Annotated in this window: 24 protein-coding genes and 2 tRNA genes; 21 read left to right on the forward strand and 5 right to left on the reverse strand. The window is 43.6% G+C overall.

Going from position 1 to position 26,129, the window contains the following annotated elements:
• Positions 1–13: 13 nt before the first annotated feature.
• The 17 genes from yidC (at position 14) to Q4A14_RS01740 (ending at position 16,403) form a co-directional block, all read left to right on the forward strand.
• Positions 14–1,876: a membrane protein insertase YidC gene (gene yidC, locus Q4A14_RS01660; protein WP_303169473.1), complete on the forward strand. Its 1,863-nt coding sequence runs from the start codon at positions 14–16 to the stop codon at positions 1,874–1,876.
• A gap of 123 nt (positions 1,877–1,999) precedes the next feature.
• Positions 2,000–2,584, forward strand: coding sequence for a 30S ribosomal protein S16 (locus Q4A14_RS01665; protein WP_303169474.1), 585 nt, complete (start codon positions 2,000–2,002; stop codon positions 2,582–2,584).
• Between the two features lie 285 nt (positions 2,585–2,869).
• Entirely contained in the window at positions 2,870–3,580 is a 711-nt protein-coding gene (gene pyrH, locus Q4A14_RS01670) for a UMP kinase (protein ID WP_303169476.1), read from the forward strand.
• 39 nt (positions 3,581–3,619) lie between these two features.
• Complete coding sequence (frr, locus tag Q4A14_RS01675) at positions 3,620–4,180, forward strand: ribosome recycling factor (protein WP_303169478.1); 561 nt, start codon at positions 3,620–3,622, stop codon at positions 4,178–4,180.
• A gap of 62 nt (positions 4,181–4,242) precedes the next feature.
• Entirely contained in the window at positions 4,243–5,202 is a 960-nt protein-coding gene (gene rsgA / locus Q4A14_RS01680; RefSeq protein WP_303169480.1) for a ribosome small subunit-dependent GTPase A, read from the forward strand.
• Positions 5,203–5,235: 33 nt separating this feature from the next.
• Positions 5,236–7,218 carry a urocanate hydratase gene (locus tag Q4A14_RS01685; protein ID WP_303169482.1) on the forward strand — a complete coding sequence of 661 codons (1,983 nt, stop codon included), beginning with the start codon at positions 5,236–5,238 and terminating at the stop codon, positions 7,216–7,218.
• Between the two features lie 79 nt (positions 7,219–7,297).
• Positions 7,298–8,203 (forward strand): glutamate formimidoyltransferase, encoded by a 906-nt coding sequence (gene ftcD / locus Q4A14_RS01690; RefSeq protein WP_303169483.1) that lies wholly within the window; start codon positions 7,298–7,300, stop codon positions 8,201–8,203.
• Positions 8,204–8,211: 8 nt separating this feature from the next.
• The gene (gene hutI / locus Q4A14_RS01695; protein ID WP_303169484.1) at positions 8,212–9,483 is read left to right on the forward strand and encodes an imidazolonepropionase; all 1,272 of its coding nucleotides are present in this window, start codon (positions 8,212–8,214) and stop codon (positions 9,481–9,483) included.
• A 13-nt stretch (positions 9,484–9,496) separates the two neighbouring features.
• Positions 9,497–10,120 (forward strand): cyclodeaminase/cyclohydrolase family protein, encoded by a 624-nt coding sequence (locus Q4A14_RS01700; RefSeq protein ID WP_303169485.1) that lies wholly within the window; start codon positions 9,497–9,499, stop codon positions 10,118–10,120.
• A gap of 4 nt (positions 10,121–10,124) precedes the next feature.
• Positions 10,125–11,636, forward strand: a complete 1,512-nt coding sequence (hutH, locus tag Q4A14_RS01705; protein WP_303169486.1) for a histidine ammonia-lyase — start codon at positions 10,125–10,127, stop codon at positions 11,634–11,636.
• A gap of 482 nt (positions 11,637–12,118) precedes the next feature.
• Positions 12,119–12,388 (forward strand): 30S ribosomal protein S15, encoded by a 270-nt coding sequence (gene rpsO / locus Q4A14_RS01710; protein WP_303169488.1) that lies wholly within the window; start codon positions 12,119–12,121, stop codon positions 12,386–12,388.
• Between the two features lie 250 nt (positions 12,389–12,638).
• Positions 12,639–12,710: transfer RNA gene (locus Q4A14_RS01715), tRNA-Glu, on the forward strand.
• 34 nt (positions 12,711–12,744) lie between these two features.
• Positions 12,745–12,996, forward strand: coding sequence for a 30S ribosomal protein S20 (gene rpsT / locus Q4A14_RS01720; RefSeq protein ID WP_303169489.1), 252 nt, complete (start codon positions 12,745–12,747; stop codon positions 12,994–12,996).
• A gap of 65 nt (positions 12,997–13,061) precedes the next feature.
• A tRNA-Glu gene (locus tag Q4A14_RS01725) sits at positions 13,062–13,133 on the forward strand.
• A gap of 89 nt (positions 13,134–13,222) precedes the next feature.
• The gene (locus tag Q4A14_RS01730) at positions 13,223–13,795 is read left to right on the forward strand and encodes a chromate transporter (protein WP_303169490.1); all 573 of its coding nucleotides are present in this window, start codon (positions 13,223–13,225) and stop codon (positions 13,793–13,795) included.
• A 9-nt stretch (positions 13,796–13,804) separates the two neighbouring features.
• Positions 13,805–14,329: a chromate transporter gene (locus Q4A14_RS01735; RefSeq protein WP_303169491.1), complete on the forward strand. Its 525-nt coding sequence runs from the start codon at positions 13,805–13,807 to the stop codon at positions 14,327–14,329.
• 100 nt (positions 14,330–14,429) lie between these two features.
• Entirely contained in the window at positions 14,430–16,403 is a 1,974-nt protein-coding gene (locus Q4A14_RS01740; RefSeq protein ID WP_303169492.1) for a DNA topoisomerase 3, read from the forward strand.
• Here Q4A14_RS01740 and rfbA read toward each other — a convergent pair.
• The 4 genes from rfbA to Q4A14_RS01760 all read right to left on the reverse strand — a co-directional run bounded on the left by rfbA (position 16,400) and on the right by Q4A14_RS01760 (position 20,169).
• Positions 16,400–17,281 (reverse strand): glucose-1-phosphate thymidylyltransferase RfbA, encoded by an 882-nt coding sequence (gene rfbA, locus Q4A14_RS01745; RefSeq protein ID WP_303169493.1) that lies wholly within the window; start codon positions 17,279–17,281, stop codon positions 16,400–16,402. The genes Q4A14_RS01740 and rfbA overlap by 4 nt on opposite strands.
• A 6-nt stretch (positions 17,282–17,287) precedes the next feature.
• The gene (locus Q4A14_RS01750; RefSeq protein WP_303169494.1) at positions 17,288–18,202 is read right to left on the reverse strand and encodes a DUF5106 domain-containing protein; all 915 of its coding nucleotides are present in this window, start codon (positions 18,200–18,202) and stop codon (positions 17,288–17,290) included.
• A gap of 2 nt (positions 18,203–18,204) precedes the next feature.
• A complete protein-coding gene (locus Q4A14_RS01755; protein ID WP_303169496.1) occupies positions 18,205–19,701 on the reverse strand; it encodes an acetyl-CoA hydrolase/transferase family protein in 1,497 nt (498 codons plus the stop codon).
• A 90-nt stretch (positions 19,702–19,791) separates the two neighbouring features.
• Complete coding sequence (locus Q4A14_RS01760) at positions 19,792–20,169, reverse strand: hypothetical protein (RefSeq protein ID WP_303169497.1); 378 nt, start codon at positions 20,167–20,169, stop codon at positions 19,792–19,794.
• Positions 20,170–20,290: 121 nt separating this feature from the next.
• Here Q4A14_RS01760 and miaB point away from each other — a divergent pair, with 121 nt between their 5' ends.
• Both miaB and hemN read left to right on the forward strand, forming a co-directional pair.
• Complete coding sequence (gene miaB, locus Q4A14_RS01765; RefSeq protein WP_303169499.1) at positions 20,291–21,667, forward strand: tRNA (N6-isopentenyl adenosine(37)-C2)-methylthiotransferase MiaB; 1,377 nt, start codon at positions 20,291–20,293, stop codon at positions 21,665–21,667.
• A gap of 14 nt (positions 21,668–21,681) precedes the next feature.
• Positions 21,682–23,082: an oxygen-independent coproporphyrinogen III oxidase gene (gene hemN / locus Q4A14_RS01770; RefSeq protein ID WP_303169500.1), complete on the forward strand. Its 1,401-nt coding sequence runs from the start codon at positions 21,682–21,684 to the stop codon at positions 23,080–23,082.
• A 357-nt stretch (positions 23,083–23,439) separates the two neighbouring features.
• Here the strand turns inward: hemN and Q4A14_RS01775 are convergent, their stop codons facing one another.
• Positions 23,440–24,069, reverse strand: coding sequence for a peroxiredoxin (locus Q4A14_RS01775; RefSeq protein ID WP_303169501.1), 630 nt, complete (start codon positions 24,067–24,069; stop codon positions 23,440–23,442).
• A 216-nt stretch (positions 24,070–24,285) separates the two neighbouring features.
• On the opposite strand from Q4A14_RS01775, the gene Q4A14_RS01780 reads away from it, so the two are divergent.
• Together Q4A14_RS01780 and ribH are read left to right on the forward strand one after the other, a co-directional pair.
• Entirely contained in the window at positions 24,286–25,491 is a 1,206-nt protein-coding gene (locus tag Q4A14_RS01780; protein WP_303169502.1) for an L-serine ammonia-lyase, read from the forward strand.
• Positions 25,492–25,524: 33 nt separating this feature from the next.
• A complete protein-coding gene (gene ribH, locus Q4A14_RS01785; RefSeq protein ID WP_303169504.1) occupies positions 25,525–26,013 on the forward strand; it encodes a 6,7-dimethyl-8-ribityllumazine synthase in 489 nt (162 codons plus the stop codon).
• The last annotated feature ends 116 nt before the right edge of the window (positions 26,014–26,129 follow it).

Below are 26,129 nucleotides of genomic sequence, written 5' to 3' on the forward strand. Positions count from 1 at the left end.
CAAACAACATCGAATGGATAGAAACACGATCATCGGGTTTGTCCTCATGGCATTAGTACTTGTACTATTCACATGGCTGGGACGCCCCTCCGAAGAGCAACTTGCACAACAAAAAAGATACAACGACTCTATTGCAGCCGCACAAAAGGCTCAGGCAGAGGCAGACTCCCAAGTCACACATTTTGCCCAAGACTCTACGGCAACAGTCACAGAGGAGATGAGCGACTCTGCTCGTATGAGCAATCAAGCACGTGTGTTCGGAGACTTGTCTCTTGCAGCATCAGGGGTCGAAGAAGTAGTTACTCTCGAAAATGACTCTATAAAAGTTGCATTTTCAAATAAGGGTGGAACACTCATATCTACCGAGCTAAAGACATACAAAGACTACAAGGGTGAAAATGTGAGACTCATTCGTCCCGAAGAGGCCGAGTTCAACTATACTTTCGTCACAGCCTCCAACCGTATCATCAACACCAAAGATCTATTTTTCAGATCACAGAAGATTGATGATAAGACTGTACGCATGACTCTTGCTTCAGATAATGGACAGGAGCTATCATTTATCTACCATCTGAGAGATAAATTCAGAGTCGATGTCCGGATCGAAAACAATAACTTTGATAAGGTTATTGCTCCGAATGCTCTCTATCTTGATGGACATATAAAGCTCCCAATCTACCAAAACGAAAAAAGCGATAAAACTGAAGCCAGATATTCCGGTCTCGCTTATGAGCACAGCGGAGGTGATGTTGAAAAATTGAATACCGGCAAGGATGTAAAAGAGAATATCAGCGGATCTGTCAAGTGGATTGCGTTCAGAGACATGTTCTTCTCCACAATACTATACAGTGACAAAGGGCTTGAAAGTGTTTCGCTCAGTAGCTCTGTCAATGTAGGCACAGATTACCTCAAGACTCTTGAGTCTAAGTTTGTATTGGCTTTGGAAGAATCGGGAGAACCACAGCCGGCCCTTACCATTTATCTCGGCCCTAACGACTACTCTCTCCTCAAGGCAGTCGACAAAGAAATGGGTAAAAGCACTCAGTTTGCAAAGATTGTAGACATGGGAGATTGGTTCAGATTTATCAATATTTGGCTTGTCATCCCTGTATTCAACTTCCTTGAGAAGATGTTCTCCAACTATGGGCTTATCATATTCCTATTGACTCTGTTCATCAAGATTCTCCTCAGCCCATTCACATACAAGTCTTTCATTGCACAAGCAAAGATGAGAGTACTCCGCCCACAAGTGGAGGAAATCAACAAGAAGTATCCGGGGGATGACAATATGATGCAGCGCCAAAGAGCAACTATGGAGCTCTACAAAAGAGCCGGAGCAAGCTCAATGGGCGGCTGTTTACCGATGCTTCTCCAGATGCCATTCTTGATCGCGATGTATCAATATTTCCCAACAAGTATCAATCTTCGCGGTGAAAGTTTCCTTTGGGCAAGTGATCTTTCGACTTACGATGACATTATCCGTTTGCCATTTGAGATACCATTCGTCGGTAGCCACATCAGTCTGTTCTGTCTCCTCATGACCATCACTCAGGTAGTATACATGAAGATCAGCCAAGCCAACCAACCCCAGGCTCCGGGTATGCAGGCCATGAAGTTCATGCCTTATCTCATGTCCATCATGCTCTTTGTGTTCCTAAACCAAAACGCATCAGGTCTCAGCTACTACTACCTACTCTCGATGCTTATATCTATAGCTCAGACCGGTGTATTCAGACTTGCAATCAATGAGGAGAAACTGCTTGCTCAGATGGAAGAAAACAAGAAAAAGCCGATGAAGAAATCGAAGTTCATGCAGCGCCTCGAAGAGATGCAAAAGCAACAAATGGAGCTTCAGAAGCAACAAAAAAGGAAATAACAGAAGTAACGCATTGTTATTTGAAAGATTATCAATAACTTTGCACCCAAATCCTAAATTGGGATGTATTCCCGGGTTATGGATACATACAAAGTTTTATAAATAGCTAAACAAAACAATTTAATGGCAACAAGAATTAGATTGCAAAGACACGGTCGCAAGAACTATCCATTCTACAAGATCGTTGTCGCAGACAGCAGGGCTCCACGTGATGGAAAATTTATTGAAAGATTAGGTTCTTATAATCCGAATACTAATCCTGCTACAATAGATTTGGACTTCGATAGAGCTTTGTATTGGATGAATGTAGGTGCACAACCATCAGACACTGTCCGCAGTATCCTCTCTAAAGAAGGTGTGCTCCTCATGAAGCACCTCCAAGGTGGTGTGCGTAAGGGCGCATTTGATGAAGCTACAGCAAAGGCTAAGTTTGAAGCATGGTTGAAGGACAAAAAAGAAGGTCTTGCTTCTATCAAGAACAAAGCTCTTGAAGCAAAGAAAGTTGAAGACAAAAAGCGTCTTGAAGCAGAAAAAGAAGTAAACAAGGCTAAGGCTGAAGCTCTCGCTGAAAAGCGTGCAGAAGAAGCTAAGGCAAAGGCTGAGGCTGAAGCAGCAGCAAGAGCTGAAGCTGAGGCAGCAGCGGCAACAGAAGAAGCTCCGGTAGCAGAAGAAGCATCTGAAGAAGCACCGGCTGAAGCAGAAGCTTAAGATATAGTTTGCCAAAACTCCGACTCCTATAGATCCGAGCGATCTGTGGGAGTTTTTTTATGCTCGATTGAACAGGATAAGTTGTAGAACATTTTCAGGCTCGTAAAGCATCTCTTCACAAACCGACATTCTCGTCTTTTTGATTTAAGCACCAATCTGAACCTTGGGGAAAGCAATAGACGCAATCAGGAATCATAGGCAATAAAAAAGATTTAGATGTCAAATAAACTTGTTATCTTTGCTTGCACGAGTTTATAATAAGAACTTCAACAACGACAACTATTCATGCCAAAGTTTAGACGCGTATTACTCAAACTTAGTGGTGAATCCCTCATGGGGAATCAGGGTTACGGTATAGATCATAACAGGCTTGAGACATATGCCAACGAAATCAAAACGATTTCCGAAAAAGGAGTACAAGTGGCCATTGTCATAGGAGGAGGTAATATCTTCAGAGGACTGTCGGGCACGGCCTCCGGATTTGACAGAGTAAAAGGTGACCAAATGGGAATGTTGGCAACTGTGATCAACAGCCTGGCTCTGAGCTCTGCATTGGCGGAGAAAGGAATCCGCGCATCAGTAATGACTGCTGTACGTATGGAGCCTATCGGCACTTTTTATGACAAATGGAAGGCCATTGAGCAACTTGAATCCGGAGGAGTGGTTATATGTGCAGCAGGTACGGGGAATCCATACTTTACAACAGATACAGGATCTTCTCTACGCGCAATAGAGCTCGAGTGCGATGCCATGCTCAAGGGTACTCGTGTGGACGGGATATACACTGCAGATCCGGAAAAAGATCCCACAGCAACACGTTACGAAGAGATCACCTATGACGAGATATACAAGAAAAACCTAAAGGTGATGGACCTCACTGCAACGGCAATGTGTATGGACAACAAGATGCCTATTGTCGTCTTTGATATGGATACACCGGGCAACCTTATCAGACTCATGGATGGAGAAAAGATAGGGACGCTTGTCACATTATAAGGAGATATATAATCAACATTACATAGAGATAACAGATTTATGAAGGACATTGAAACGATTTTGAAAGAGTCTAAGGAGAACATGCAAGAGACAATTGCATTCTTGGACGAAAAGTTGGCAAAGATCCGCGCAGGAAGAGCTAATCCTAAAATCTTGGATGATATCCTCGTCCCATATTACGGATCCCCCACTCCACTTAACAATGTGGCAAATGTTACTGTACCTGATGCAAAGACTATCATCATCACACCATACGAAAAATCAATCATCAGAGACATCGAAAAAGCCATCATAGACTCCGAGGTAGGTATAACTCCGGAAAACAATGGTGAAATCATCCGTCTTGGCATCCCACCCCTCACAGAAGAACGTCGTAAGCAGTTGGCAAAACAAGTCAAGGGTGAAACTGAAAATGCAAAGATCAGTATCCGTAATGCGCGCCGTGATGCGATAGACCTCTTCAAGAAAGGGACAAAGGAGGGTCTTCCTGAAGATGCTGCAAAGAATGCAGAGACAGATGTCCAAAAGTTGCATGATCAGTTTGTCAAAAAGATCGACGAACTATACGCTGCAAAAGAAAAGGAAATCATGACAGTCTAACCTCTATCAAGACCTCTTCAGGCGAGACATCGGCACTGTTCTTGGTAGTCGAGGCTTAACATATGGTCACATACAGCGAAGGAGTAGTCATAACAAACACAGGAAGTTTCTACACGGTAAAAGTGCAGAACGAAACCTTTATTTGTAAAGTTAAGGGGTCATTCAAACTCAAAGGTATACGCACTACCAATCCTGTAGCTGTGGGAGACCATGTCTCCATTGAGGTTTCGGAGGATAATAATCTACAGAACGCGGGATGGATCACAAAGATCCATCCGCGTTCTAACTATATCATACGCCGCTCATCTAACTTATCAAAGCAGGCACATATACTTGCGGCAAATATTGACCGGGCCTTACTCTTGGTCACGGTCAATTACCCGGTTACGACCACAACATTCATAGACAGATTCCTCTCAACGGCTGAGGCTTACAATATAGAGACTACTATTGTCTTCAACAAGATAGACAGGTATAATCACAAAGATCTTGAGGATATGGAAACTCTAAAAAAAATCTATGAGGAAGTTGGTTATAAGTGTTTTGGGGTCTCTGCAATCACAGGGGAAGGGGTAGATGCCCTACTCCAACATATCCGATACGGGGTCACCCTTGTCAGTGGGCATTCCGGCGTGGGGAAATCTACGTTTATCAACAAAATAATCCCTAATGCCGACCTTAAAACAGCTGATATCTCGGAGGCTCATAACACAGGGATGCATACGACAACCTACTCGACAATGATCCCATTAGAAGGTTCTGAAAACGGATATGTAATAGACACGCCCGGTATCAAGGGCTTCGGGACTCTCGAGTTTGAGAAAGAGCAGGTCGGGCATTTCTTCCCTGAAATTTTCAGGATATCTGAAGAATGCAAGTTCAACAACTGCACACATACCCATGAGCCAAACTGTGCAGTCCTTCAAGCTCTGGCTGACGGCAAGATAGCACCAAGCCGGTACAAAAGCTACCTGAGCATTATCAATGATGAAGAGGAAGATAAGTACCGTAGCGCATATTAAACGAAAAATTCAACTATAAAAACATAAAAAAATATGGGAAACACGAAAATGTTTACTTTAGATTCTCAACTTCCAAAGTACCCAAAATTTGAAGAAGGGATCAGAAGAGCCCCGGACAGAGGCTACCGTCTGACTAAAGAACAGACAAAAGTCGCCCTCCGTAACGCATTGAGGTACATTCCTAAGGAGCTACACAAAGAATTAGCTCCTGAATTTTTGGAAGAACTAAAAACAAGGGGAAAGATCTATGGCTATAGGTTCAGACCTGAGGGCAACCTAAATGCGAAGTCCATTGACGAATATCCCGGTAAATGTATTGAAGCCAAGGCTTTTCAAGTAATGATAGACAATAACCTATGCTTCGACGTAGCGCTCTATCCTTACGAACTTGTCACTTATGGAGAGACAGGACAAGTCTTCCAAAACTGGATGCAATACAGACTTGTCATGAAGTATCTCAGTGAGCTTACAGAAAATCAAACCCTTGTCATAGAAAGCGGCCATCCTCTCGGACTTTTTGAATCGAAACCCGATGCACCACGTGTAATCATCACAAATTCGATGATGATAGGTTTATTTGACAACATCAAAGACTGGGAAGTTGCAGCTCAAATGGGAGTAGCCAACTATGGACAGATGACTGCGGGAGGATGGATGTACATAGGGCCACAGGGGATTGTCCATGGCACTTACAACACCCTACTAAATGCCGGCCGCCAACGTCTCGGAATCGGTGCAAATGGAGACTTGAGTGGAAAACTTTTTGTATCATCGGGGCTCGGTGGAATGAGTGGAGCTCAACCTAAAGCAGCTGATATTGCAGGCGCTATTTCTATCGTAGCTGAAGTGGATGAGTCTCGCATCATGACGAGATACAACCAAGGCTGGGTGCAACACATAGCGCGTAGCATCGAGGAAGCTTTTGACCTTGCAGCAAAAGCTCAGGGTCCTACCTCGATAGCTTACCTTGGCAATATCGTTCATCTATTGGAATATGCCGTCGAAAAGAATATACATATCGATCTTCTTTCCGATCAGACAAGCTGCCATGCAGTATATGAAGGTGGATATTGTCCTGCCTCTTTGACGTTTGAAGAGCGTACTCAACTCCTAAAAAATGATAGAGAGGCCTTCAAAGTTGCTGTGGATGAAGGTCTAAAGCGCCACTTTGAAGTTGTAAAAAAACTCGTGGCTAAAGGCACATACTTCTTCGACTATGGTAATGCATTCATGAAGTCCATTTATGATGCCGGAGTCATGGAAATCTCGAGGAATGGTATAGATGACAAAGATGGATTCATCTGGCCAAGCTATGTTGAGGATATCATGGGACCAGAGCTGTTCGACTATGGTTATGGTCCATTCAGATGGGTTTGTCTCAGTGGTAAACACGAAGACTTGATTAAAACTGATAAAGCTGCCATGGATTGTATAAATCCTGACCGCCGCCCGCAAGACAGGGATAACTGGATATGGATCAGAGATGCGGAAAAGAATGCTTTGGTTGTCGGGACTCAGGCACGTATCCTTTATCAAGATGCTCTCGGACGCCTTGAGATCGCTCTAAAGTTTAATGACATGGTTCGTAGAGGAGAAGTCGGACCGATCATGCTTGGTCGTGACCACCACGATGTGAGTGGTACAGATTCTCCATTCAGAGAGACAGCAAATATCAAAGACGGAAGCAATGTCATGGCAGACATGGCGGTGCAATGCTTTGCCGGTAACGCCGCGCGAGGGATGAGTCTCATCGCACTGCATAATGGTGGTGGTGTTGGCATTGGAAAGTCAATCAATGGAGGCTTTGGTATGGTACTTGACGGATCAGAGCGAGCAGACACTATCTTACGCACAGCCATGCTTTGGGACGTAATGGGAGGTGTTGCTCGTCGCTCTTGGGCTCGCAACACAAATGCAATGGAGACAAGCAAGGCATTTAATGAAAGCCATTCTTCCGGCTATCACATCACGATGCCTTATCTCGTAGATGATGAAATTATCGATTCTCTCATCTAATAATAAAGCGAGATCAACCAACTCAACGTAAAAAACACAAACAAACTAATCAATAACTCAATAATCACTACAAGCTATTATGGAGAATAATAAAAGGGTCATAGAGTGTGTTCCTAATTTCAGCGAAGGTCGTGACAAAGCGGTAATGGAAGCTATCCTTGAGCCATTCCGTACAACACCTGAAGTCAAACTACTTGACTATAGTAACGATGAAGATCATAACCGCATGGTTGTCACCATCGTAGGAGAACCCCAAGCAGTCAAAACTGCTGTCATAGCTGCAGCAAAGATTGCAGTATCAAAGATTGACCTAAACAAGCATGAAGGTCAGCACCCACGTATGGGAGCAGTGGACGTCATACCATTTATCCCCATCCGTAACGTATCTCTTGATGAAGCTGTCGAACTATCTAAAGAAGTTGGTAAGGTCATCGGAGAAGAAGTAGGTGTACCTGTATTCCTTTATGAAAAATCTGCAACATCTCCTGATCGTGAAAACCTTGCAAAAATACGTAAGGGCGAATTTGAAGGAATGGCTGAAAAGATCAAAGATCCGGCATGGCATCCGGACTTCGGCCCATGCGAACGCCATGCTACAGCAGGAACTGTGGCTATAGGTGCACGTATGCCTCTTGTCGCTTATAACGTTAACTTGAACACTTCAGATCTCTCAATCGCTGATGCAATTGCAAAGAAAGTACGGTTCATCGGTGGTGGTCTTAGATTCTGTAAGGCCATGGGCGTCGAACTTACGGACAGGCACATCACGCAGGTGTCTATGAATCTCACAGATTATACTAAAACATCTGTGTACCGTGCTCACGAACTTATCCGCATTGAGGCTCGTCGATACGGAGTAGAGATCGTGGGAGCTGAGATCGTAGGACTCGTTCCTCTTGCTGCTCTTGTCGACACAGCTGAATACTACTTGGGCTTGGAAAACTTCTCAATAGACCAAGTGTTGGAAACCAGAATGATGGAATAAATTCTGCTATGAAAGCGAATCTTTATATCCACAATATCGGACAACTTATTACCTGCCAAGGCTCCTACCGAAAAGGAGCCAAGGCGATGGGTGATATCGGAGTAATCGAAGGCCCATGCGCTGTCCTTATCAAGGATGGTGTCATTGCATTTGCGGGCAAAGAAAGTGAAGTTGCCGAATCCATGACCAAAGGCATTGAGAGCTTAGATGCACAAGGCTCAGCAGTCCTCCCGGGCTTCGTAGACTCCCATACTCATGTTGTCTTCGGCGGATATCGTGAAGACGAGTTTCAATGGAGACTTGCAGGCGAAAGCTACATGAGCATCATGCAAAAAGGTGGAGGTATAGCCTCAACAACCAAAGCTACTCGTGCAGCATCTCATGAGGAACTCAAACAAGCAGCCCTCCTTCATCTCTACAATATGCTCTCAATGGGTGTTACAACTTGTGAGGCCAAAAGCGGATACGGGATGGATCTTGAGACCGAGATACGACAACTTGAAGTTATCAATGAGATAGGCAAGTGTCAACCGATTGATATCTGCCCGACATTTATGGGAGCACATGACACACCTACAGAGTTCAAGGGTGATCCCACGGGATATATCGAATATATTGTCAAAGAAGTACTCCCTATCGTCAAAGAAAAAGGTTTGGCCGATATCTGCGACATCTTCACTGAAAAGGGAGTATTTGATCATGCTCAAACAAGGAGACTACTTGATGCAGCAAAAGCAATGGGCATGAAGGTCAAGATGCACGCTGACGAAATTGTTCCATTTGGTGGTGCAGAGTTAGCTGCTGAATTGGGCTGCCTGTCAGCAGATCACCTTCTTCAAATATCTGAAAAAGGGATAAAAGCCCTTGCTCAAAGCGAAACTATCGCGACCCTTCTTCCCCTCACAGCATTCAGTCTCAAGGCTGACTATGCACCAGCTCGTAAAATGATCGACGAAGGGTGTGCTGTGGCTGTAGCATCGGACCTCAATCCCGGGAGCTGTTTCTCTGCCTCTATTCCATTGTTGATTGCTCTTGCGACAATCAATATGGGCATGACCATTGAAGAGACGATATCAGCAATGACCATCAATGCAGCAAAAGCAATAGACATGCACGATAAAGTCGGTAGCATTGAAGTCGGCAAAAAGGGAGATCTCATCATTCTACAGTATCCGTCATATAAGTTCCTTTCCTATCACTTTGGGATGAATATCGTGAAGACTACAGTAAAAAACGGCATCCCGTATCACAATCAAATATCTAATATTCAATCAAAGTAAACCTAAAATTAATATGCTTAAAGATCTAAAAATAACCGAGTTTATTGATAAAACAGCAGGATCAGATCCCGTCCCCGGCGGTGGTAGCGTTTCTGCACTATGTGGTTCTATCTCTGCAGCCCTTGCTCAGATGGTAGCTCAACTGACTATCGGCAAAAAGAAATATGTCGAAGTAGAGGAAGAGATGAAGACCATCGCTCAGAAGGCTGAAAGCATCCTCAATGAACTTATCCTTGACATCGACAGAGATAGTGATGCCTACAATATGGTGTTTGATGCATTCAAGCTACCAAAGGAGACAGATGATGAAAAAGCTAAGCGCAGCGATGCGATCCAAGAAGCAACAAAGCATGCGGCTCAAGTACCAATGGAAGTAGCAAAGAAGACATTCTCTCTCCTACCTCTTATTGAAGCCGTGGTAGAAAGAGGGAATCAAAACGCCATCACAGATGGTTGTGTAGCTATGATGTGTGCACGTACTGCAGTTCTCGGCGCACTCCTCAATGTTCGCATCAACCTCGGGTCTATCAAAGACGAAGCCTTCGTAAATTCTTTGGCTACAGAAGCTAAGAAGATGGAAGAAGAAGTCCAAGTTGTCGAACGTAGAGTTCTCGAAAAGACCTACGCAGCACTCTAATGCCATGAGTAAGGTTTTTATCATAGGCAAAGATGATCTTACACTTGATGGTCTTGAAACTTTTATCCATTCTCAAGACATCAAGGTAGAGCTATCTCAAGAAGGGAGAGAACGTATCCAAAAATGCCGCGACTATCTTGACAACAAAGTCAAGGAGTCTGACCGTCCACTCTATGGTATTACCACAGGCTTCGGCTCATTGTGCAACCGTTCGATATCTCTTGAGGACCTTACCACCCTGCAGGAAAATCTCGTCAAGAGTCATGCTTGCAGCTGCGGCAATGAAGTAAAAGTTGAGATAGTGCGTCTCATGTTGCTTCTCAAAGCTCATGCGCTTTCACTCGGCTATAGCGGGGTTCAAGTAGATACGGTAGAGTGCATTGTTTCAATGCTCAATCATGGTATCACTCCTGTAGTTTACGATAAGGGTTCTCTCGGAGCATCAGGAGACCTTGCGCCACTATCGAACCTATTCCTCCCTCTCATTGGGGAAGGAGAAGTGTATTACAAAGGAGTTAAAAGGAACTCAATCGATGTCTTTAATGAATTAGGATTGAAGACTATTACGCTCAAAAGTAAAGAAGGCCTAGCCCTCCTCAATGGTACACAGTTTATGTCTTCGCACGGAGTATATGCCCTGATCAAAGCTCGTCGCATCATGAAGATGGCTAACTGTATCGGAGCACTTTCTCTCGAAGCTTTTGATGGCCTTGCCGCTCCATTTACAGCCGGTCTGCATATCGTCAGACCTCACAAAGGACAGCAAGTCGTTGCAGAGCAGATGCGATCCCTACTTTCAGGGAGTCCGATGCAATCGAAAGCCAAGGCTCAAGTCCAAGATCCCTACTCTTTCCGTTGCATCCCTCAGGTGCACGGAGCCAGCTATGACAGCATTGATTATGTGAGCTCTGTTGTCACTCGTGAGATCAACTCTGTAACAGACAATCCTACTATATTCCCTGAAAATGATCTCATCGTCAGCGGAGGAAACTTTCATGGACAGCCACTGGCTTTGGTCTATGACTTCCTCGCCATTGCACTTTCAGAGCTTGGCAACATTTCGGAACGCAGAGTGGCACAGCTAATACTTGGTTTGAGAGGTCTTCCTGAATTTCTGGTTGCAGCTCCCGGGCTCAATTCCGGTTACATGATTCCTCAATACGCAGCTGCTTCGCTTGTCAGCCAAAACAAGATGTATTGCTATTCTGCTGCTTCAGACAGTATCGTGAGCAGTAATGGACAAGAAGATCATGTTTCTATGGGTGCCAATGCCGCAACAAAGCTCATGCCTCTTATCCAAAATCTTGAAACGATTTTTGGTATTGAGTTGATGAACGGAGCTCAGGCATTTGACCTTAGAGGTGCAGAAGCCATAACTTCAGAAAAGTTGACTAAGCTACACAACGACTTCCGCAAGTCTGTACCTATGGTACACGATGATGTTGTCATGTACAAATTGATACAGGACGCAACCGAATTTGTACGCACATACAACTTCGATCAACTCCTCGCTTAACGACAAATAAAGAAAAGCAAGAAAAAAGGCTGGTTCTTTCCAAAAGAGTCAGCCTTTTCTATTTAATTTAATCTGACTGCGAAGATTTAACCCGCACCCAAGGGGGATGAAAAAGTTGTCTAACCTGATAGATCAAGGTAGGCATCTTAATTCATCAAGGTAGCCACGTTAATTTCGAGAGTTCTACTCTCGTCAAAAATATCCAATAAGGAGTAAGCCACAAACCTTCAATTTTGTTGCTCACTCCACTTTTCTTTTTGGATATTAAGTTGGGAGCCCCACTACTAAAGGATTTCTTACGAAGAATAAATTGTCAAAAACAAAAAATACTCAAAGGCATTTTTGATCATTACATATAAAACCATCCAAAACTCTTGTGTATAAGGAATAAAAGCCCTATCTTTGCGGAGTTAATCCGGCCCATCCATATGGAGAGGATGACAAAATTATTAACACTTTCAAGCAATAAACCTTTTAGAATCATGTATTTAGATTCACAAAAAAAGAAAGAAATCTTCGAGAAGCACGGAAAGTCTAACACTGATACTGGTTCACCTGAGAGCCAGATAGCATTGTTTTCATACCGTATCTCCCATTTGACCGAACACCTAAAGGTCAATAGAAAGGATTATAGTACTGAAAGAGCTCTTAAAATGCTAGTAGGTAAGCGTCGTCGCATGCTTGACTACCTCGCAAGCAAGGATATCGAAAGATATCGTGCTATTATCAAAGAGCTCGGCATCCGTCGCTAAGCTTCGACAAGGCACAAGGCAGATACATTTCTGCCTAAAGCCTCAGGAACAAAGAGCGTATTAGGACTTTCCTTAACGCTCTTTGTTGCTTTGCTCTCTCCAAAGAGACACTCCAAACCACAAAGTTTTGCCCAACCCAAAACTTTTTCTATGAAAGATTTGGAAGTATCAAAATTTATTCCGTATCTTTGCAGACGCAAAACCACTCCAACAAGTGAGACTCTCACTAAGATCTTAAGGAGTAAAATTTGGCCCATTCGTCTATCGGTTAGGACGCAAGATTTTCATTCTTGAAAGAGGGGTTCGATTCCCCTATGGGCTACAAATAAAAAGAATAAGAAAACAAAAAAGTAGTCATGGCAAATCACAAGTCAGCACTTAAAAGAATCAGACAAAATAAGACTCGTCGTCTACGCAATAGATACTACGGAAAGACTATGCGTAATGCGGTTCGCAACTTCAGAAACCTAACAGACAAGGCAGAAGCTATGGCAAAGTTGCCGGAGATCACCTCTCTCCTTGACCGCATGGCTTCTAAGGGACGTATCCACAAGAACAAGGCGGCGAACCTCAAGTCAAAGCTTACTAAGCAAGTCAACGCTCTTTAAGATTTTGACAGAAGATGTACCCTACCCTTTTAATATGTAGGAGTACGGATTCTCAAAGAAATATTGGCCCATTCGTCTATCGGTTAGGACGCAAGATTTTCATTCTTGAAAGAGGGGTTCGATTCCCCTATGGGCTACAGTAGCTATCCAATATGAAATATATTGGATAGCTTTTCTTGTTTATCTCAGATCGCGAATAGAGAGTACAAATAAGAGAACCCGGACAATGGACAAAGCAGTGGACAAACGCCGGTTATGGCTACTCTTCAAGACATTTACACTCATAGGTGCATTTACCTTTGGGGGTGGCCACGCCATGCTTCAACTCATACGAGAAGAGATCGTCTCAAGACGAAAATGGATGACGGACGAAGAGTTTATAGACCTATTTGCCGTAGCTCAGTCTCTACCCGGGGTATTTGCGGTCAATATCTCCATATTTGTTGGATATCGACTTCAGGGCTTTTGGGGAGCATGTGTATGTGCACTTGGGACGACTCTGCCAAGTATGCTCACTATCCTCATCATAGCCATGTACCTGACACAGTTCAGAGAGAACCCTTATGTAGAGAAAGTCTTCAAGGGTATAAGGCCGGCCGTGGTGGCACTCATAGCAGCTCCGGTGGTCAGCACTTGGAGGACAATGAAACTCGGGTGGAAATTGACATGGATACCCGCTTTATCTGCAGTATTGGTATGGCATTGGGGGATCAACCCCGTAACAGTCATCGTCGTAGCAGGAACACTGGGCTGGATGTATATCATGTTTGTCAAGAAAAGAATCAATCATCACAAATAGCTGTCCGATATGATATATCTCGAACTACTCCGGGTGTACTTGAAGATAGGCTTGTTTGGCTTTGGAGGTGGCTATGCCATGTTATCCTTGATACAAGAGGAGGTAGTACACAAGCATGGTTGGCTGACGATGCAGGAGTTTACGGACATCGTTGCAGTATCGCAAATGACACCCGGCCCCATTGGGATCAACAGTGCCACATATATAGGATATACAGTAACAGGAAATATCTGGGGCAGTATACTGGCCACTTTTGCGGTAAGTTTACCCTCTTTCGTATTGGTGCTGCTTATATCCCTGTCTTTCGCGAAGATTCGACACAATAAACACATAGATGCGATATTTACCGGCCTGAGACCGGCAGCTGTGGGTCTTATAGCAGCTGCAGCACTATTGTTGATCAATACTGAAAACTTTATCGACTATAAGAGCTATCTACTCTTTGGCATCGTCCTTGTATTTGTCCTCAAAAAGTGGCTGCACCCCATCCTTCTCATCATATTGGCCGGGATCTCGGGACTGATATTATACTGAATCAAGGTCTTTGTGAGTTTACTTCAATTCATGTAACTTTGCCCCTATCCGATACAAAAGGGGTAAAGTCAGTAGAAGTCTCACAAAACACAGTATCCACATGATCCTATGCATTGCCGAAAAACCCTCAGCTGCAAGAGAAATTGCCCAAGTCATAAGGGCGACTTCCCGGCATGACGGCTACTTTGAAGGCAATGGTTACCGGGTGACATGGACTTTCGGACATCTCTGCACCCTCAAAGACCCTGGAGACTACAAACCGGAGTGGAAGAGATGGACTATATCTTCCCTACCATTAATCCCTGAAAGGTTCAGTATAAAACTTATCGAAGACAAGGGGATAGAGGCTCAGTTCAACACCATAAAGAGACTTGTGAGCGAAGCCTCTGTGGTCATCAACTGTGGGGATGCCGGACAAGAAGGGGAGTTGATACAACGCTGGGTTCTTCAGCTTGCAGAGTGTAAGTGTCCCGTAAAAAGGCTTTGGTTGTCGTCAATGACAGCGGAAGCTATCGCAGAGGCATTTCAAAATCTTCGAGATGCATCAGAGTTTCAAAATCTATATTATGCCGGGCTTAGTAGAGCTATTGGGGATTGGATCCTGGGACTGAATGCCACCAGATTGTACACTTTAAAGTTCTCAAGACCGGGAGAGAAACTTCTGTCTGTCGGACGTGTACAGACCCCTACCCTCGCTCTCATAGTAGAGAGATATGAAGAAATACAAAACTTCAAACCCGAGCCTTACTGGGAGATAAAGACGACTTACAGGGAGGCGATCTTTGCTTCTACAAAAGGACGCTATACAACTGTCCAGGAAGCACAAGAAATCATCGATAAGATAGCATCAAAGGATCTTACAGTAACTGATATCAAAGTAAAAAAGGGAAAAGAGGGAGCTCCCAGACTATTTGACCTCACCTCCCTTCAGGTAGAGTGCAACAAAAAGTTTTCCTACACGGCTGAAGAGACCCTCAGATATATACAGTCCCTGTATGAGAAAAAGTTGACGACTTATCCTCGCGTAGACACGACCTACTTGACAAGCGATCTCTATGATAAATGCCCAAGCATCCTCAATGGGCTGTATCAGATCGTGCCACACTTGATAGAGCCTCTGAAATCAAAAAAACTTCCCAAACAAAAAAAACACTTCGATGACTCGAAAGTAACTGATCACCACGCCATCATACCAACGGGATATCAGCCTTCAGGACTCTCTGTATTTGAGCAAAATGTATACGACATCATACTCAAACGATTTATAGCCATCTTCTACCCTGATATGCAATATGAGGGTACTACAGTAATGGCAGATATCGGTGGCATAGAATTCAAAGCAACGGGACGCGTCATAACAGACTTGGGGTGGAAAGCAGTATATGACTTCTCAACGTCAGATGACGAAGAGGGCGGAGAGAATGAGGACAAGAGAACCCTCCCTGTCTTTTCAAAAGGAGAACATGGGCCACATAAGCCGGATCTCTTGGAAAAAGAGACTCAGCCACCTAAAAACTATACAGAAGCATCGCTACTTGTAGCCATGGAAACTGCCGGCAAACTTGTGGATGACGAAGAGCTCAAGGATGCGATGAAGCAAAAAGGAATCGGACGTCCTTCTACTCGTGCGGCCATAATAGAGACTCTTCTCAAAAGAAAGTATATACGGAAAGAAAGAAAAAGCCTCATACCTACCCCAATGGGTATGGAGTTGATACATATCATAGATAATGAGCTTCTGAAAAGTGTCCGTCTGACAGGAGAATGGGAGTATAAGTTAAGGCTGATAGACAAGGGAGAGTACGCACCGGAACAGTTCCTGAACGAACTCAAAGAAATGGTATCCAACCTTATGCTGGAAGTAAAGCTCGACAATCGCTCGATGCACTCTTTACTTGAATCAGCACATCAAAGAGCTACAGATAAGACAAATAAAAAGGACACCAATCTCCTAAAAGAAGGAGACAAGTGCCCCAAGTGTGGCAAAGGAACAATCATACGAGGAAATACAGCTCTCGGATGTTCCAGATATAAGGAAGGATGTGATATGAGAGCACCCTTACCTAAAAATTAACCAAAGCGATTTATCAAACTTTCAAGATACAAGGCATAGTCACTTCCCTTGTATCTGTCGATGATTGGCAGCAATATCCCCTTATCTATCCACCCATTAGTCAAAGCAATCTCTTCAAGACAAGCAATCTTGAGTCCCTGACGCTGTTCTATAGCTCTGACAAAATCTCCGGCCTCATACAATGATTCATGTGTACCTGTATCCAACCATGCAAAGCCACGGCCTAAGGGTTCGACACGAAGTTGGTTAGCCTCAAGAAAATATTGATTGACCGAGGTAATCTCGAGTTCACCTCTTGCTGAGGGCTTAACCTTCGCAGCAACATCGACTATAGAGGGGGGATAAAAGTAGAGACCTACAACGGCATAATTACTCTTTGGAGTTTGAGGCTTCTCTTCTATCGAAATTGCGCGATGCTCAGAATCAAACTCTACAACCCCGTATCGCTCTGGATCTCTTACATAGTAAGAAAAGATTACAGCATCACCTGTTTGCTCTACATGCTGTAGCACTCTTCTGAGTGTGTGAGTAAAAGATTGTCCATAGAAAACATTATCACCAAGGATAAGGCAGACGCTATCTGTACCTATAAACTCTTTTCCGATAAGAAAAGCTTGGGCAATACCTTCCGGCTTAGGCTGGACAGCATAGGTCAACTCCATTCCCCACTGAGATCCATCCCCCAAGAGTTTTTCAAATAGTCCCCTGTCATCCGGAGTTGTGATAATCAATACCTCCCTGATCCCCGCTAACATGAGCACAGACAAAGGATAGTATATCATCGGCTTGTCATACAAGGGGATTAGTTGTTTGGAAAAAGGTAGCGTTGCTGGGTACAGACGCGTCCCACTACCTCCGGCAAGTATAATACCTCTCATCACTAATTATTTTTCTTTAAGCCAGTCACTCAAAGCCTCGACTGTAATATCACGCCTCAAAACCCTTTTGTTTTCATCCAAAAGATATATAGTTGGAAACGCTCGAATGAAATATAGCTCTTCATTCTCAATCTTCTGCTCAAACTCATGTCCAAGCGTAACAAATGCCGGAACTTTACTTCGAGAGAGCTCATAATCAGTCATCATATTTCCCGCATATATGCAGACCAACTTCATACGTCCGGTCTCAACAGCTTTTTTTATGACACTGTCCGATACAATATGATCAAATGCCTCTGAACATGTTTCACAGTTAGGCTCATAAAACATCAATGCCAGCAATGGAGACTTTATCTGATGAAGGGCAGTTTTTCCCCCACCAAATTCCTGTATAGCAAAGTCCCTGGCAATCTCTCCAGGCTTATTTCTTTCGTACATCTCCAATCGATGGACAAATCTGACACTATCAGCATAGGAGAGGACAGGACTTTTAAGTGCTTGAATGATGAGAATAGCGTAAGCATCTTCATTATATATCGGAGAGTTAGCATGATCTAAGTACATCTCGCCAATGTCCATAGAATGTGCATAAAACTCTGATGTAGATTTAGATAGAGCAGTAGCTATAGATTCAGAAAAAGCCTGTCCTTCAGCAATTGAACCTATTGCGAAGTAGTCTACCATAAATTGCTCAAAAGCGTCTTTTGACTCAAACAAATCAATTGTAAGAGAGTCATAACCATTCCACACATTTCTAACAATAAACGAAGCCCTATCCTTGGGTTCAATCATAGTAGCCGGAGGGACAGGAAATTTTGGAGGAGATGATAGCCTCTCGGCTGTGTTTTTCTTCGTTGTCGTGCATGATAGTGCAAGAACGAAAAAAACACAGCCGAGAGTAAAACTAAGACAGCGTCTCATGCTTATTTTTTAAACTTTGACCAATCGACATTTTTCATTGTTCCAGTTTCCATAAACTGTCTGTGATATTCAAAGCAAGCACCCAAGTGTTGAGGAGTTTGCCCTTTCACTCCGAGAGCAAGATATTCTCTCAAATTTTCTCGATAGTCAGGATGCACGCAATTATCAATGATACACTCAGCTCTCTCGATAGGAGACTTACCACGGAGGTCTGCAATTCCATACTCAGAGATTATAATCTTGACAGAGTGTTCACTATGATCCATATGTGCAACCATGGGCACAAATGCACTGATATTACCATCCTTAGCAGTAGAAGGCGTAGTAAAGATAGAGATGTATCCCGATCTTGTAAAGTCTCCCGAACCACCGATACCATTCATCATCTTAGTACCCATGACATGTGTAGAGTTGATGTTACCAAAAATGTCTGCTTCGAGGGCTGTATTGATAGTAATAAGTCCAAGGCGACGGATTACTTCAGGATGATTGGAATACTCCTGCGGACGAAGAAGCAACTTATCCTTAAAGAAATCAAGGTTTGCATAGATATCCTTGATAACACTTCTTGATACTGAGAGAGAGCAACCACTCGCAAAGGTAACTTTTCCCTTCTTCATCAGGCCGATAACAGCATCTTGTATCACCTCAGTGTATACCTGGAACTTAGGGATGTCAGGATTGTCTCCCATAGCTCCCAATACTGCATTGGCAACATTACCGACACCACTCTGCACCGGGAGAAGAGAAGCAGGGATTCTTCCCGATTTTATCTCATCAACCAAGAACTTAGCCACATTTTCTCCGATGGCCTTTGTGACATCATCAAGGGGAGCAAACTCACCTTCATCGTTGTCTTCAGAAGTACGAACAACGGCAACAATCTTCTGTGGATCGACTTTAACAAAAGGTTGCCCCACGCGATCCGAGACATTGTAGATAGGGATAGCCTCACGACAAGGAGGATCCTTAGGCTCAGCAATATCATGGACACCACGAATTTCCTTGGGATGCTTATCATTAAGCTCAACAATGATGCGATCTGCCAACCTACAGATCGTAGGCAAGATGCCTACGGCAGCCGTAGGTACGATCTCTCCATCTTCAGTGACATCAGCCGCCTCGATGATGGCCACATCAACTTTGCCCAAGAAACCATATCTCAACTCCTGAGGAAGGAGAGACAAGTGCATATCAAAGTAGTGAGTACCGCGCGAATTTAACAGTTCTCTGAGGTCTTTATTGGACTGATATGGAGTTCTAAATTTTATAGCATTTGCTCTCGCCAATGCACCGTCAAGCTTATCCCCTGTCGATGCTCCGGTAAACATTCCTATTTGAAACGGACGTCCCGCCTCATGTTCACGGAGGGCGCGCTCAGCTATAGCTTGTGAGACCACCTTAGGACAACCCGCAGGCGTAAAGCCACTGAAGCCCACATTATCGTTATGATTGACAAACATTGCAGCCTCTTCGGCAGAAATAAAGTTTAAGGCCATGATTCTTCAGTATTACTTTTTAGTTCTAAAATAATTTTGTGTTTATATTATCCTCTATGAAGAGTGATTGCTACAAGAGTAACAAATATATCAAAACTTTCGTTGCAATATTTCACTTAAAATTACAGCTCGTCGCAATTCTTGAGGATCATTATCTATAATATCGTCTCCGTAAGTTTCGATTTCATCCTCGAGTTTATGGACTTGAAGAAGTTCTTGCTTCAAGCCTACCGATCGTGGAGCCTCTTTCATCACGACTACCTCTCGATCATAATCATATTGCGCTGGTTTCTCATCAGTTAGGATCCATTCTCGGACAGCCCCTTCTTCCTGAATCTCATACTCATATACAGGTTCTTCGGGGTCTATCAATTTTCCTTGTTCGACATCTTGATACGCCGACATCTGCTTTTTCAGATAAAAAAACACAATCGCAAATATTACAAAAATAAACCCTATAAGAATCATAATTAAAAGCTAATAGCATTAGTTTTCGTACATTTGTCTTCAAATGTACTTATTACTTTCTCCGCAAACAAATTCGGAGACACATTTTTACTCAAACAATCATTACTATTTATTCCACAAAATGAGTTTGAATACAAACGATAATCTTCACGAGAATACTACCGCAAAGAAACTCTATTTAGAAACCTACGGTTGCCAAATGAATTTGGCAGATAGCGAAGTAGTCCACTCCATCATGCAAATGGACGGTTATGAGATGACCGAAGACATCAACAATGCAGATGCGGTGTTCCTCAACACATGCTCTGTCCGAGAAAATGCAGAGCAAAAAGTCTATAATAGACTGAGCCAGATAAACGCTCTTCGACGTAAACACAACCCCAACATGATCATCGGAGTGCTTGGATGTATGGCAGAGAGGGTCAAACAAACTCTCATAGACGAACACCATGCAGATTTGGTTGTAGGTCCTGACTCCTACCTGGATCTACCTAACCTTGTCGGAGCAGCCGAAAAGGGTGAAAAAGCCATAAATATCGAACTCTCCAAGGAAGAGACATACAAAGACGTAATCCCACTCAAAATAGAAGGTCTGCATATCTCCGGATTTATTTCCATCATGAGAGGATGTAACAACTTCTGTACCTACTGTATCGTACCTTACACACGGGGACGCGAACGCAGTCGCGAGGTGAAAAGTATCCTCAATGAGCTCGATGCAATGGTAGAAAAAGGATATAGAGAAGTCACACTACTGGGACAGAATGTCAACTCCTACAAGTACAAGAATCCCGAAGGAGAAGTCGTAGACTTTACAGCATTGCTTGACATACTCGCCGCAAGAGCCCCCAAGATGCGCATTCGGTTTACATCACCTCACCCCAAGGACATGAGCGATGAGACGATAGCCATAATGGCCAAGCATCCCAATATCTGCAAACACATTCATCTCCCCGCTCAGTCAGGAAGTAACAAAATACTCAAGCTCATGAACCGTAACTACACTCGTGAGTGGTACTTGGACAGGGTTGCAAAGATCAGAGAAGCCATGCCGGACTGTGGTATATCTTCGGATATATTCTGCGGATTTCATAACGAGACAGAAGAAGATTTCCAAGAGACATTGGATCTCATGAGAGAAGTAGGCTATGACTCTGCCTTTATGTTCAAGTACTCTGAGCGTCCGGGGACTTATGCCGCAAAAAAACTCGAAGACAATGTTCCAGAGGAAGTTAAACTTGATCGCCTCCAACGCATGATCAACCTGCAAAACCAACTCTCTGAAGAAAGCAATAAGAGAGATATAGGCAAAACTTTTGAGGTCCTCATCGAAGGCTTTTCAAAGAAGTCGAGAGAACAGCTTTTCGGGCGCACACAACAAAACAAAGTTGTAGTCTTTGACAAAGGGGATGCGAGGATAGGTCAGTTTGTATATGTAAAAATAGATCAGGCTTCTTCTGCGACCCTCATAGGTCACAGAGTAGAGGCGTCTGAATAACAGTGGATATACATATGCAAAACAACAACATACCGTCACATCTTTCACAAGAGATCATCGAGAGATACAACGTACCGGTCCCCAGATATACAAGTTATCCTCCGGCAAATCTCTTCACAACAGACTACACTCACGAGCGATACATAGAGGACATCTCCTACTCCAATACTCATGGGGCTTCGGATCTCTCCTTTTACATCCATATACCATTCTGCAAAAAGATATGCTCTTACTGCGCATGCAACAAGGAGCTCTTCCCGCAGGAAAAGGATGGCATTGCTCTATATATAGACTATGTACTCAAGGAGTTTGATCTCTTGATCCCACACATATTGAAAGATCGAAAGATATCACAGATACACTTCGGAGGAGGCTCTCCGACAGCTATACCTCTACATTATATCGAAAAGATACTCACAAGGATCATCTCATCTTTCGAGCTCAAAGAGGATGCAGAAATAGCTATAGAGTGTCATCCGGGCTATCTCAAGGAGGAAGACTGGGACTACCTTCTCGATCTCCCATTTACGAGATATAGTCTGGGAGTTCAGGACTTCAAGGAAGATGTCCTCAAGGCCGTCAAACGGACACCCTCCAAGTTACCCATAGCCAAAATTGTAGACAAGATACATACACACCACAAGCGAGTCAATCTTGACCTCATATACGGATTACCTCACCAGACTCCGGCATCCTTTGCGGAGAGTATGCAACTTGCAGTAAAGTGCAATCCGGACAGGCTTGTTACATTTTCATACGCACACGTTCCTTGGATATACTCGGTACAAAAAGAGCTTGAGGATCTCGGCCTGCCCGAAATGTCAGACAAGAAAAGCATGCATGAAGCGGCTACTCAGATCGCTATACAGTCGGGTTACGAAGTGATTGGGCTTGATCATTTTGTCCGTCCGGATGATCCCTTGGCTATTGCTCTCAGAGAGCATACTCTACACCGCAATTTTCAGGGATACTGCACCCGAGCCATATCCGGTCAGGTATTTGCACTTGGTACGACAGGGATTTCCCAATTGGACAACTCCTATGCACAAAACATCAAAAGCATACCGGAGTACTATGAGGCCATAGACAAGGGAGTACTCCCTACTAATATAGGGTATCGCCTCTCTGACGACGAACGCTTGGCAAGGGATATTATCAACGATCTCATGTGCAATTATAGAACCTCCCCACTGAAGATCGCCAAACAGCATGGAAAAGATTACTCAAAGCTGTCAGATATATCTCTTCTAAGATATAATGAACTGTTAAGGATGATAAACGATGGACTATGCAGAATCGAGGCAGACGCTGTCATCATGAACTCCTCAGCACACTTGTTTGTACGTACCATAGCTGCGACATTTGACATACACTACAATCCTCATAAACCACTAGGCTACTCGAAACCTATATAACGATAAAGACAATTATCAAATACTCAAGAGGGCACGCTGTAATTCAATTTTATAGTGTGCCCTCTTTTAGCATCAGAAGCCGGAGTAAGTCCCCCGAAAAAGATGGAGAGATAGAAAGATGCCTAACTTGCGTCATCAAGGTAGGCACGTTGATTAATCAAGGTAGGCACCTTGTGTTTGAACTTTAGACTTCTTTTTTTTAGAAGACAACACAAGCCTCATTCCATAGATACCAAATTAAGATTTAGGCACAAAAAACTCATCCGTCTACGAGTCAAAACCCACAGACGGATGAGTGATTTAATGTATCTCTCCTGAATATGCCTAAAATACACTTCAGGACAAGATGTTATCTATTTAGTGGTTGCTCAAGTAGTCAGAGACACTTTCGTGAGTGCCCTGCATGGCATCCTTACCTTGGCTCCAGTTAGCAGGACAAACTTCACCAAACTCATCAAAGTGACGAAGAGCATCTACCATACGGATAGCTTCATCAACGCTACGGCCGAGAGGAAGATCATTGATAAGAAGGTGACGAATAACACCTTGCTTGTCAATCAAGAACAAACCTCTGTAAGAAACAGGGTTACCGATGCAAACGAGGTTACCTTCTTCATCATATTCCTCTTCAGAAGCAAGGACACCATAATTTGCGGAGATTGTCTTAGAAAAGTCTGAAACGATTGGGTACTGAACACCCTTGATTCCACCTTGCTTACGATCTTGATTGAGCCATGCGAAGTGAGAGAAATGAGAGTCTACAGAACAACCGACAAGCTGAACATCACGCTTTTCAAACTCTGCAAGTTTCTCTTGGAAAGCATGCAATTCGGTTGGACAAACAAAGGTAAAGTCCATAGGGTAGAAGAAAAATACGACATACTTCTTTCCGATAAATTGTTCAAGACTGAAGTTCTCAATAAACTCAGAGCCCTTAACTGCTGTAGCAGAAAATGCTGGAGCTTTCTTGCCTACTAATGTGTACATAATTTAATTCTTTTTATAATGTGAGTAATTGTTATTGATTTCGGCAAACGTATAACAAGTAATTGCGCCCTTTTGTTGCAACAAAATTTCACCAAACATATGTACGTTCAAGACTAATTCAACTTATAAGCAAATGCAGTAAGAATTCGTATCAAATATATATCTTTGCAGGAAAAACCAAGAACATAGCACTTCCAGCATATACACATAGCCTGAATGGAATCAATTCGCCAGATATACAAGATAGGAAATGGACCCTCAAGCAGTCACACAATGGGTCCCAAGAGAGCTGCTGAAATGTTTGTCAACCGACAAACATCGATACCTGCATCATACCAAGTCACTCTCTACGGATCACTTGCAGCAACGGGGAAAGGACACCTCACAGATGTTGCTATACTCGATGTATTGACACCAAGTGCTCCGACTGAAATATTTTGGGAGCCAAAGATCGTATTGCCTTTTCACACAAACGGGTTAAAGTTTACGGCACTAGATACAGATCAAAATATACAAGATGAGTGGATCGTGTACAGTGTAGGAGGGGGCTCTTTGGCTAATCCGGACTTCGATGAACGCAGAGCCACTCAAGTATACCCACACCACATGATGGCTGACATCATGGACTTCTGCTACAAAAATCACGTAAACTACTGGGAGTATGTAGAGATGCATGAGGGGGGCGAAATATGGGATTACCTTGCTGAAGTATGGAAAGTGATGAAGGCTGCAATAGAAAGAGGTCTCGAAGCCGAAGGGATACTCCCCGGTGGGCTCAATCTACGCAGGAAAGCTTCGGAATACATGATCCGTTCCAAAGGCTACAAAGACAATATCAGTACTCGAGGTATGGTCTACGCCTATGCCCTTGCCGTAGCAGAAGAGAATGCCTCCGGAGGAATCGTATCCACTGCTCCTACTTGTGGCTCATCAGGGGTAGTACCGGCTGTATTATACCACCTTCAAAAATCAAGAGATTTTCCGGACAAACGTATATATAGAGCCCTCGCAACTGCCGGTATTTTTGGCAATGTTGCACGAACCAATGCTTCGGTATCAGGTGCCGAAGTTGGTTGTCAGGGCGAAATTGGAGTCGCATGCTCTATGGCAGCAGCAGCATCTTGTCAACTTTTTGGAGGAAGCATAAGGCAAATCGAATATGCCGCAGAAATGGGACTTGAGCATCATCTGGGGTTGACTTGTGATCCGGTCTGTGGGCTGGTTCAGATTCCCTGCATCGAAAGGAATGCTTTCGCCGCAGCAAGAGCTCTTGATGCTAATACTTTTTCGACATTTTCAGACGGCTCCCATCGGGTATCATTCGATCAGGTCATTGATGTAATGAGACAAACAGGACATGATCTCCCGAGTCTGTACAAAGAAACTTCAGAAGGAGGTTTGGCAACGCACAAATTTAACTAACAAGATTATCTAAATCATTAATCCCAATTACCCATGGCAACAGTATACAAAAATCTCTCTGACCATGAACCATCAACAATTCCGTCAGGCAAAGGGCACAAGTTCAGTGTCGTAGTTTCGGAATGGAACTCTGATGTGACATATGCAATGGCTGATGCCGCAGTCAGACAACTGACCGAAAGCGGAGTACAAAAAGAAGATATTTCAATACACTATGTTGCAGGTAGTTTTGAGTTGATATACGCTTGTACTCACATTGCAAAAAGAAAAACGCCTCCAAGTGCAGTCATAGCAATAGGCTGCATCGTGAGGGGAGAAACTCCGCACTTTGAGTACATCTCAGAAGCTGTTGCTGTGAATATTGGAAAACTTAATGTGGACCATAATACTCCTGTTATCTTGGGTGTACTGACAACCGACACGATGCAACAAGCATTGGATCGTGCGGGCGGAAAGCACGGAAATAAAGGGGACGAGGCAGCTGTGACAGCACTAAAACTGGTTAAAGAGTTTGCTTTGTAAATTATTTATCATAACTTTGCACAGAGAGTTTGAGAAAACTCTTCATGGCTTCTATGTCGAAGCAAGGGCAGTTACCAGAGTGGCCAAATGGGGCTGACTGTAACTCAGCTGGCTTA

Origin of the sequence: Porphyromonas sp., assembly GCF_030529325.1 — a bacterium.
In the GTDB taxonomy this organism is placed as follows: Bacteria; Bacteroidota; Bacteroidia; order Bacteroidales; family Porphyromonadaceae; genus Porphyromonas_A.

Coding starts and splice junctions, on each gene's coding strand:
- yidC (WP_303169473.1), top strand. CDS start 14: ATGGATAGAAACACGATCATCGGGTTTGTCCTCATGGCATTAGTACTT.
- Q4A14_RS01665 (WP_303169474.1), top strand. CDS start 2,000: ATGGCAACAAGAATTAGATTGCAAAGACACGGTCGCAAGAACTATCCA.
- pyrH (WP_303169476.1), top strand. CDS start 2,870: ATGCCAAAGTTTAGACGCGTATTACTCAAACTTAGTGGTGAATCCCTC.
- frr (WP_303169478.1), top strand. CDS start 3,620: ATGAAGGACATTGAAACGATTTTGAAAGAGTCTAAGGAGAACATGCAA.
- rsgA (WP_303169480.1), top strand. CDS start 4,243: ATGGTCACATACAGCGAAGGAGTAGTCATAACAAACACAGGAAGTTTC.
- Q4A14_RS01685 (WP_303169482.1), top strand. CDS start 5,236: ATGGGAAACACGAAAATGTTTACTTTAGATTCTCAACTTCCAAAGTAC.
- ftcD (WP_303169483.1), top strand. CDS start 7,298: ATGGAGAATAATAAAAGGGTCATAGAGTGTGTTCCTAATTTCAGCGAA.
- hutI (WP_303169484.1), top strand. CDS start 8,212: ATGAAAGCGAATCTTTATATCCACAATATCGGACAACTTATTACCTGC.
- Q4A14_RS01700 (WP_303169485.1), top strand. CDS start 9,497: ATGCTTAAAGATCTAAAAATAACCGAGTTTATTGATAAAACAGCAGGA.
- hutH (WP_303169486.1), top strand. CDS start 10,125: ATGAGTAAGGTTTTTATCATAGGCAAAGATGATCTTACACTTGATGGT.
- rpsO (WP_303169488.1), top strand. CDS start 12,119: ATGTATTTAGATTCACAAAAAAAGAAAGAAATCTTCGAGAAGCACGGA.
- rpsT (WP_303169489.1), top strand. CDS start 12,745: ATGGCAAATCACAAGTCAGCACTTAAAAGAATCAGACAAAATAAGACT.
- Q4A14_RS01730 (WP_303169490.1), top strand. CDS start 13,223: ATGGACAAAGCAGTGGACAAACGCCGGTTATGGCTACTCTTCAAGACA.
- Q4A14_RS01735 (WP_303169491.1), top strand. CDS start 13,805: ATGATATATCTCGAACTACTCCGGGTGTACTTGAAGATAGGCTTGTTT.
- Q4A14_RS01740 (WP_303169492.1), top strand. CDS start 14,430: ATGATCCTATGCATTGCCGAAAAACCCTCAGCTGCAAGAGAAATTGCC.
- rfbA (WP_303169493.1), bottom strand. CDS start 17,281: ATGAGAGGTATTATACTTGCCGGAGGTAGTGGGACGCGTCTGTACCCA.
- Q4A14_RS01750 (WP_303169494.1), bottom strand. CDS start 18,202: ATGAGACGCTGTCTTAGTTTTACTCTCGGCTGTGTTTTTTTCGTTCTT.
- Q4A14_RS01755 (WP_303169496.1), bottom strand. CDS start 19,701: ATGGCCTTAAACTTTATTTCTGCCGAAGAGGCTGCAATGTTTGTCAAT.
- Q4A14_RS01760 (WP_303169497.1), bottom strand. CDS start 20,169: ATGATTCTTATAGGGTTTATTTTTGTAATATTTGCGATTGTGTTTTTT.
- miaB (WP_303169499.1), top strand. CDS start 20,291: ATGAGTTTGAATACAAACGATAATCTTCACGAGAATACTACCGCAAAG.
- hemN (WP_303169500.1), top strand. CDS start 21,682: ATGCAAAACAACAACATACCGTCACATCTTTCACAAGAGATCATCGAG.
- Q4A14_RS01775 (WP_303169501.1), bottom strand. CDS start 24,069: ATGTACACATTAGTAGGCAAGAAAGCTCCAGCATTTTCTGCTACAGCA.
- Q4A14_RS01780 (WP_303169502.1), top strand. CDS start 24,286: ATGGAATCAATTCGCCAGATATACAAGATAGGAAATGGACCCTCAAGC.
- ribH (WP_303169504.1), top strand. CDS start 25,525: ATGGCAACAGTATACAAAAATCTCTCTGACCATGAACCATCAACAATT.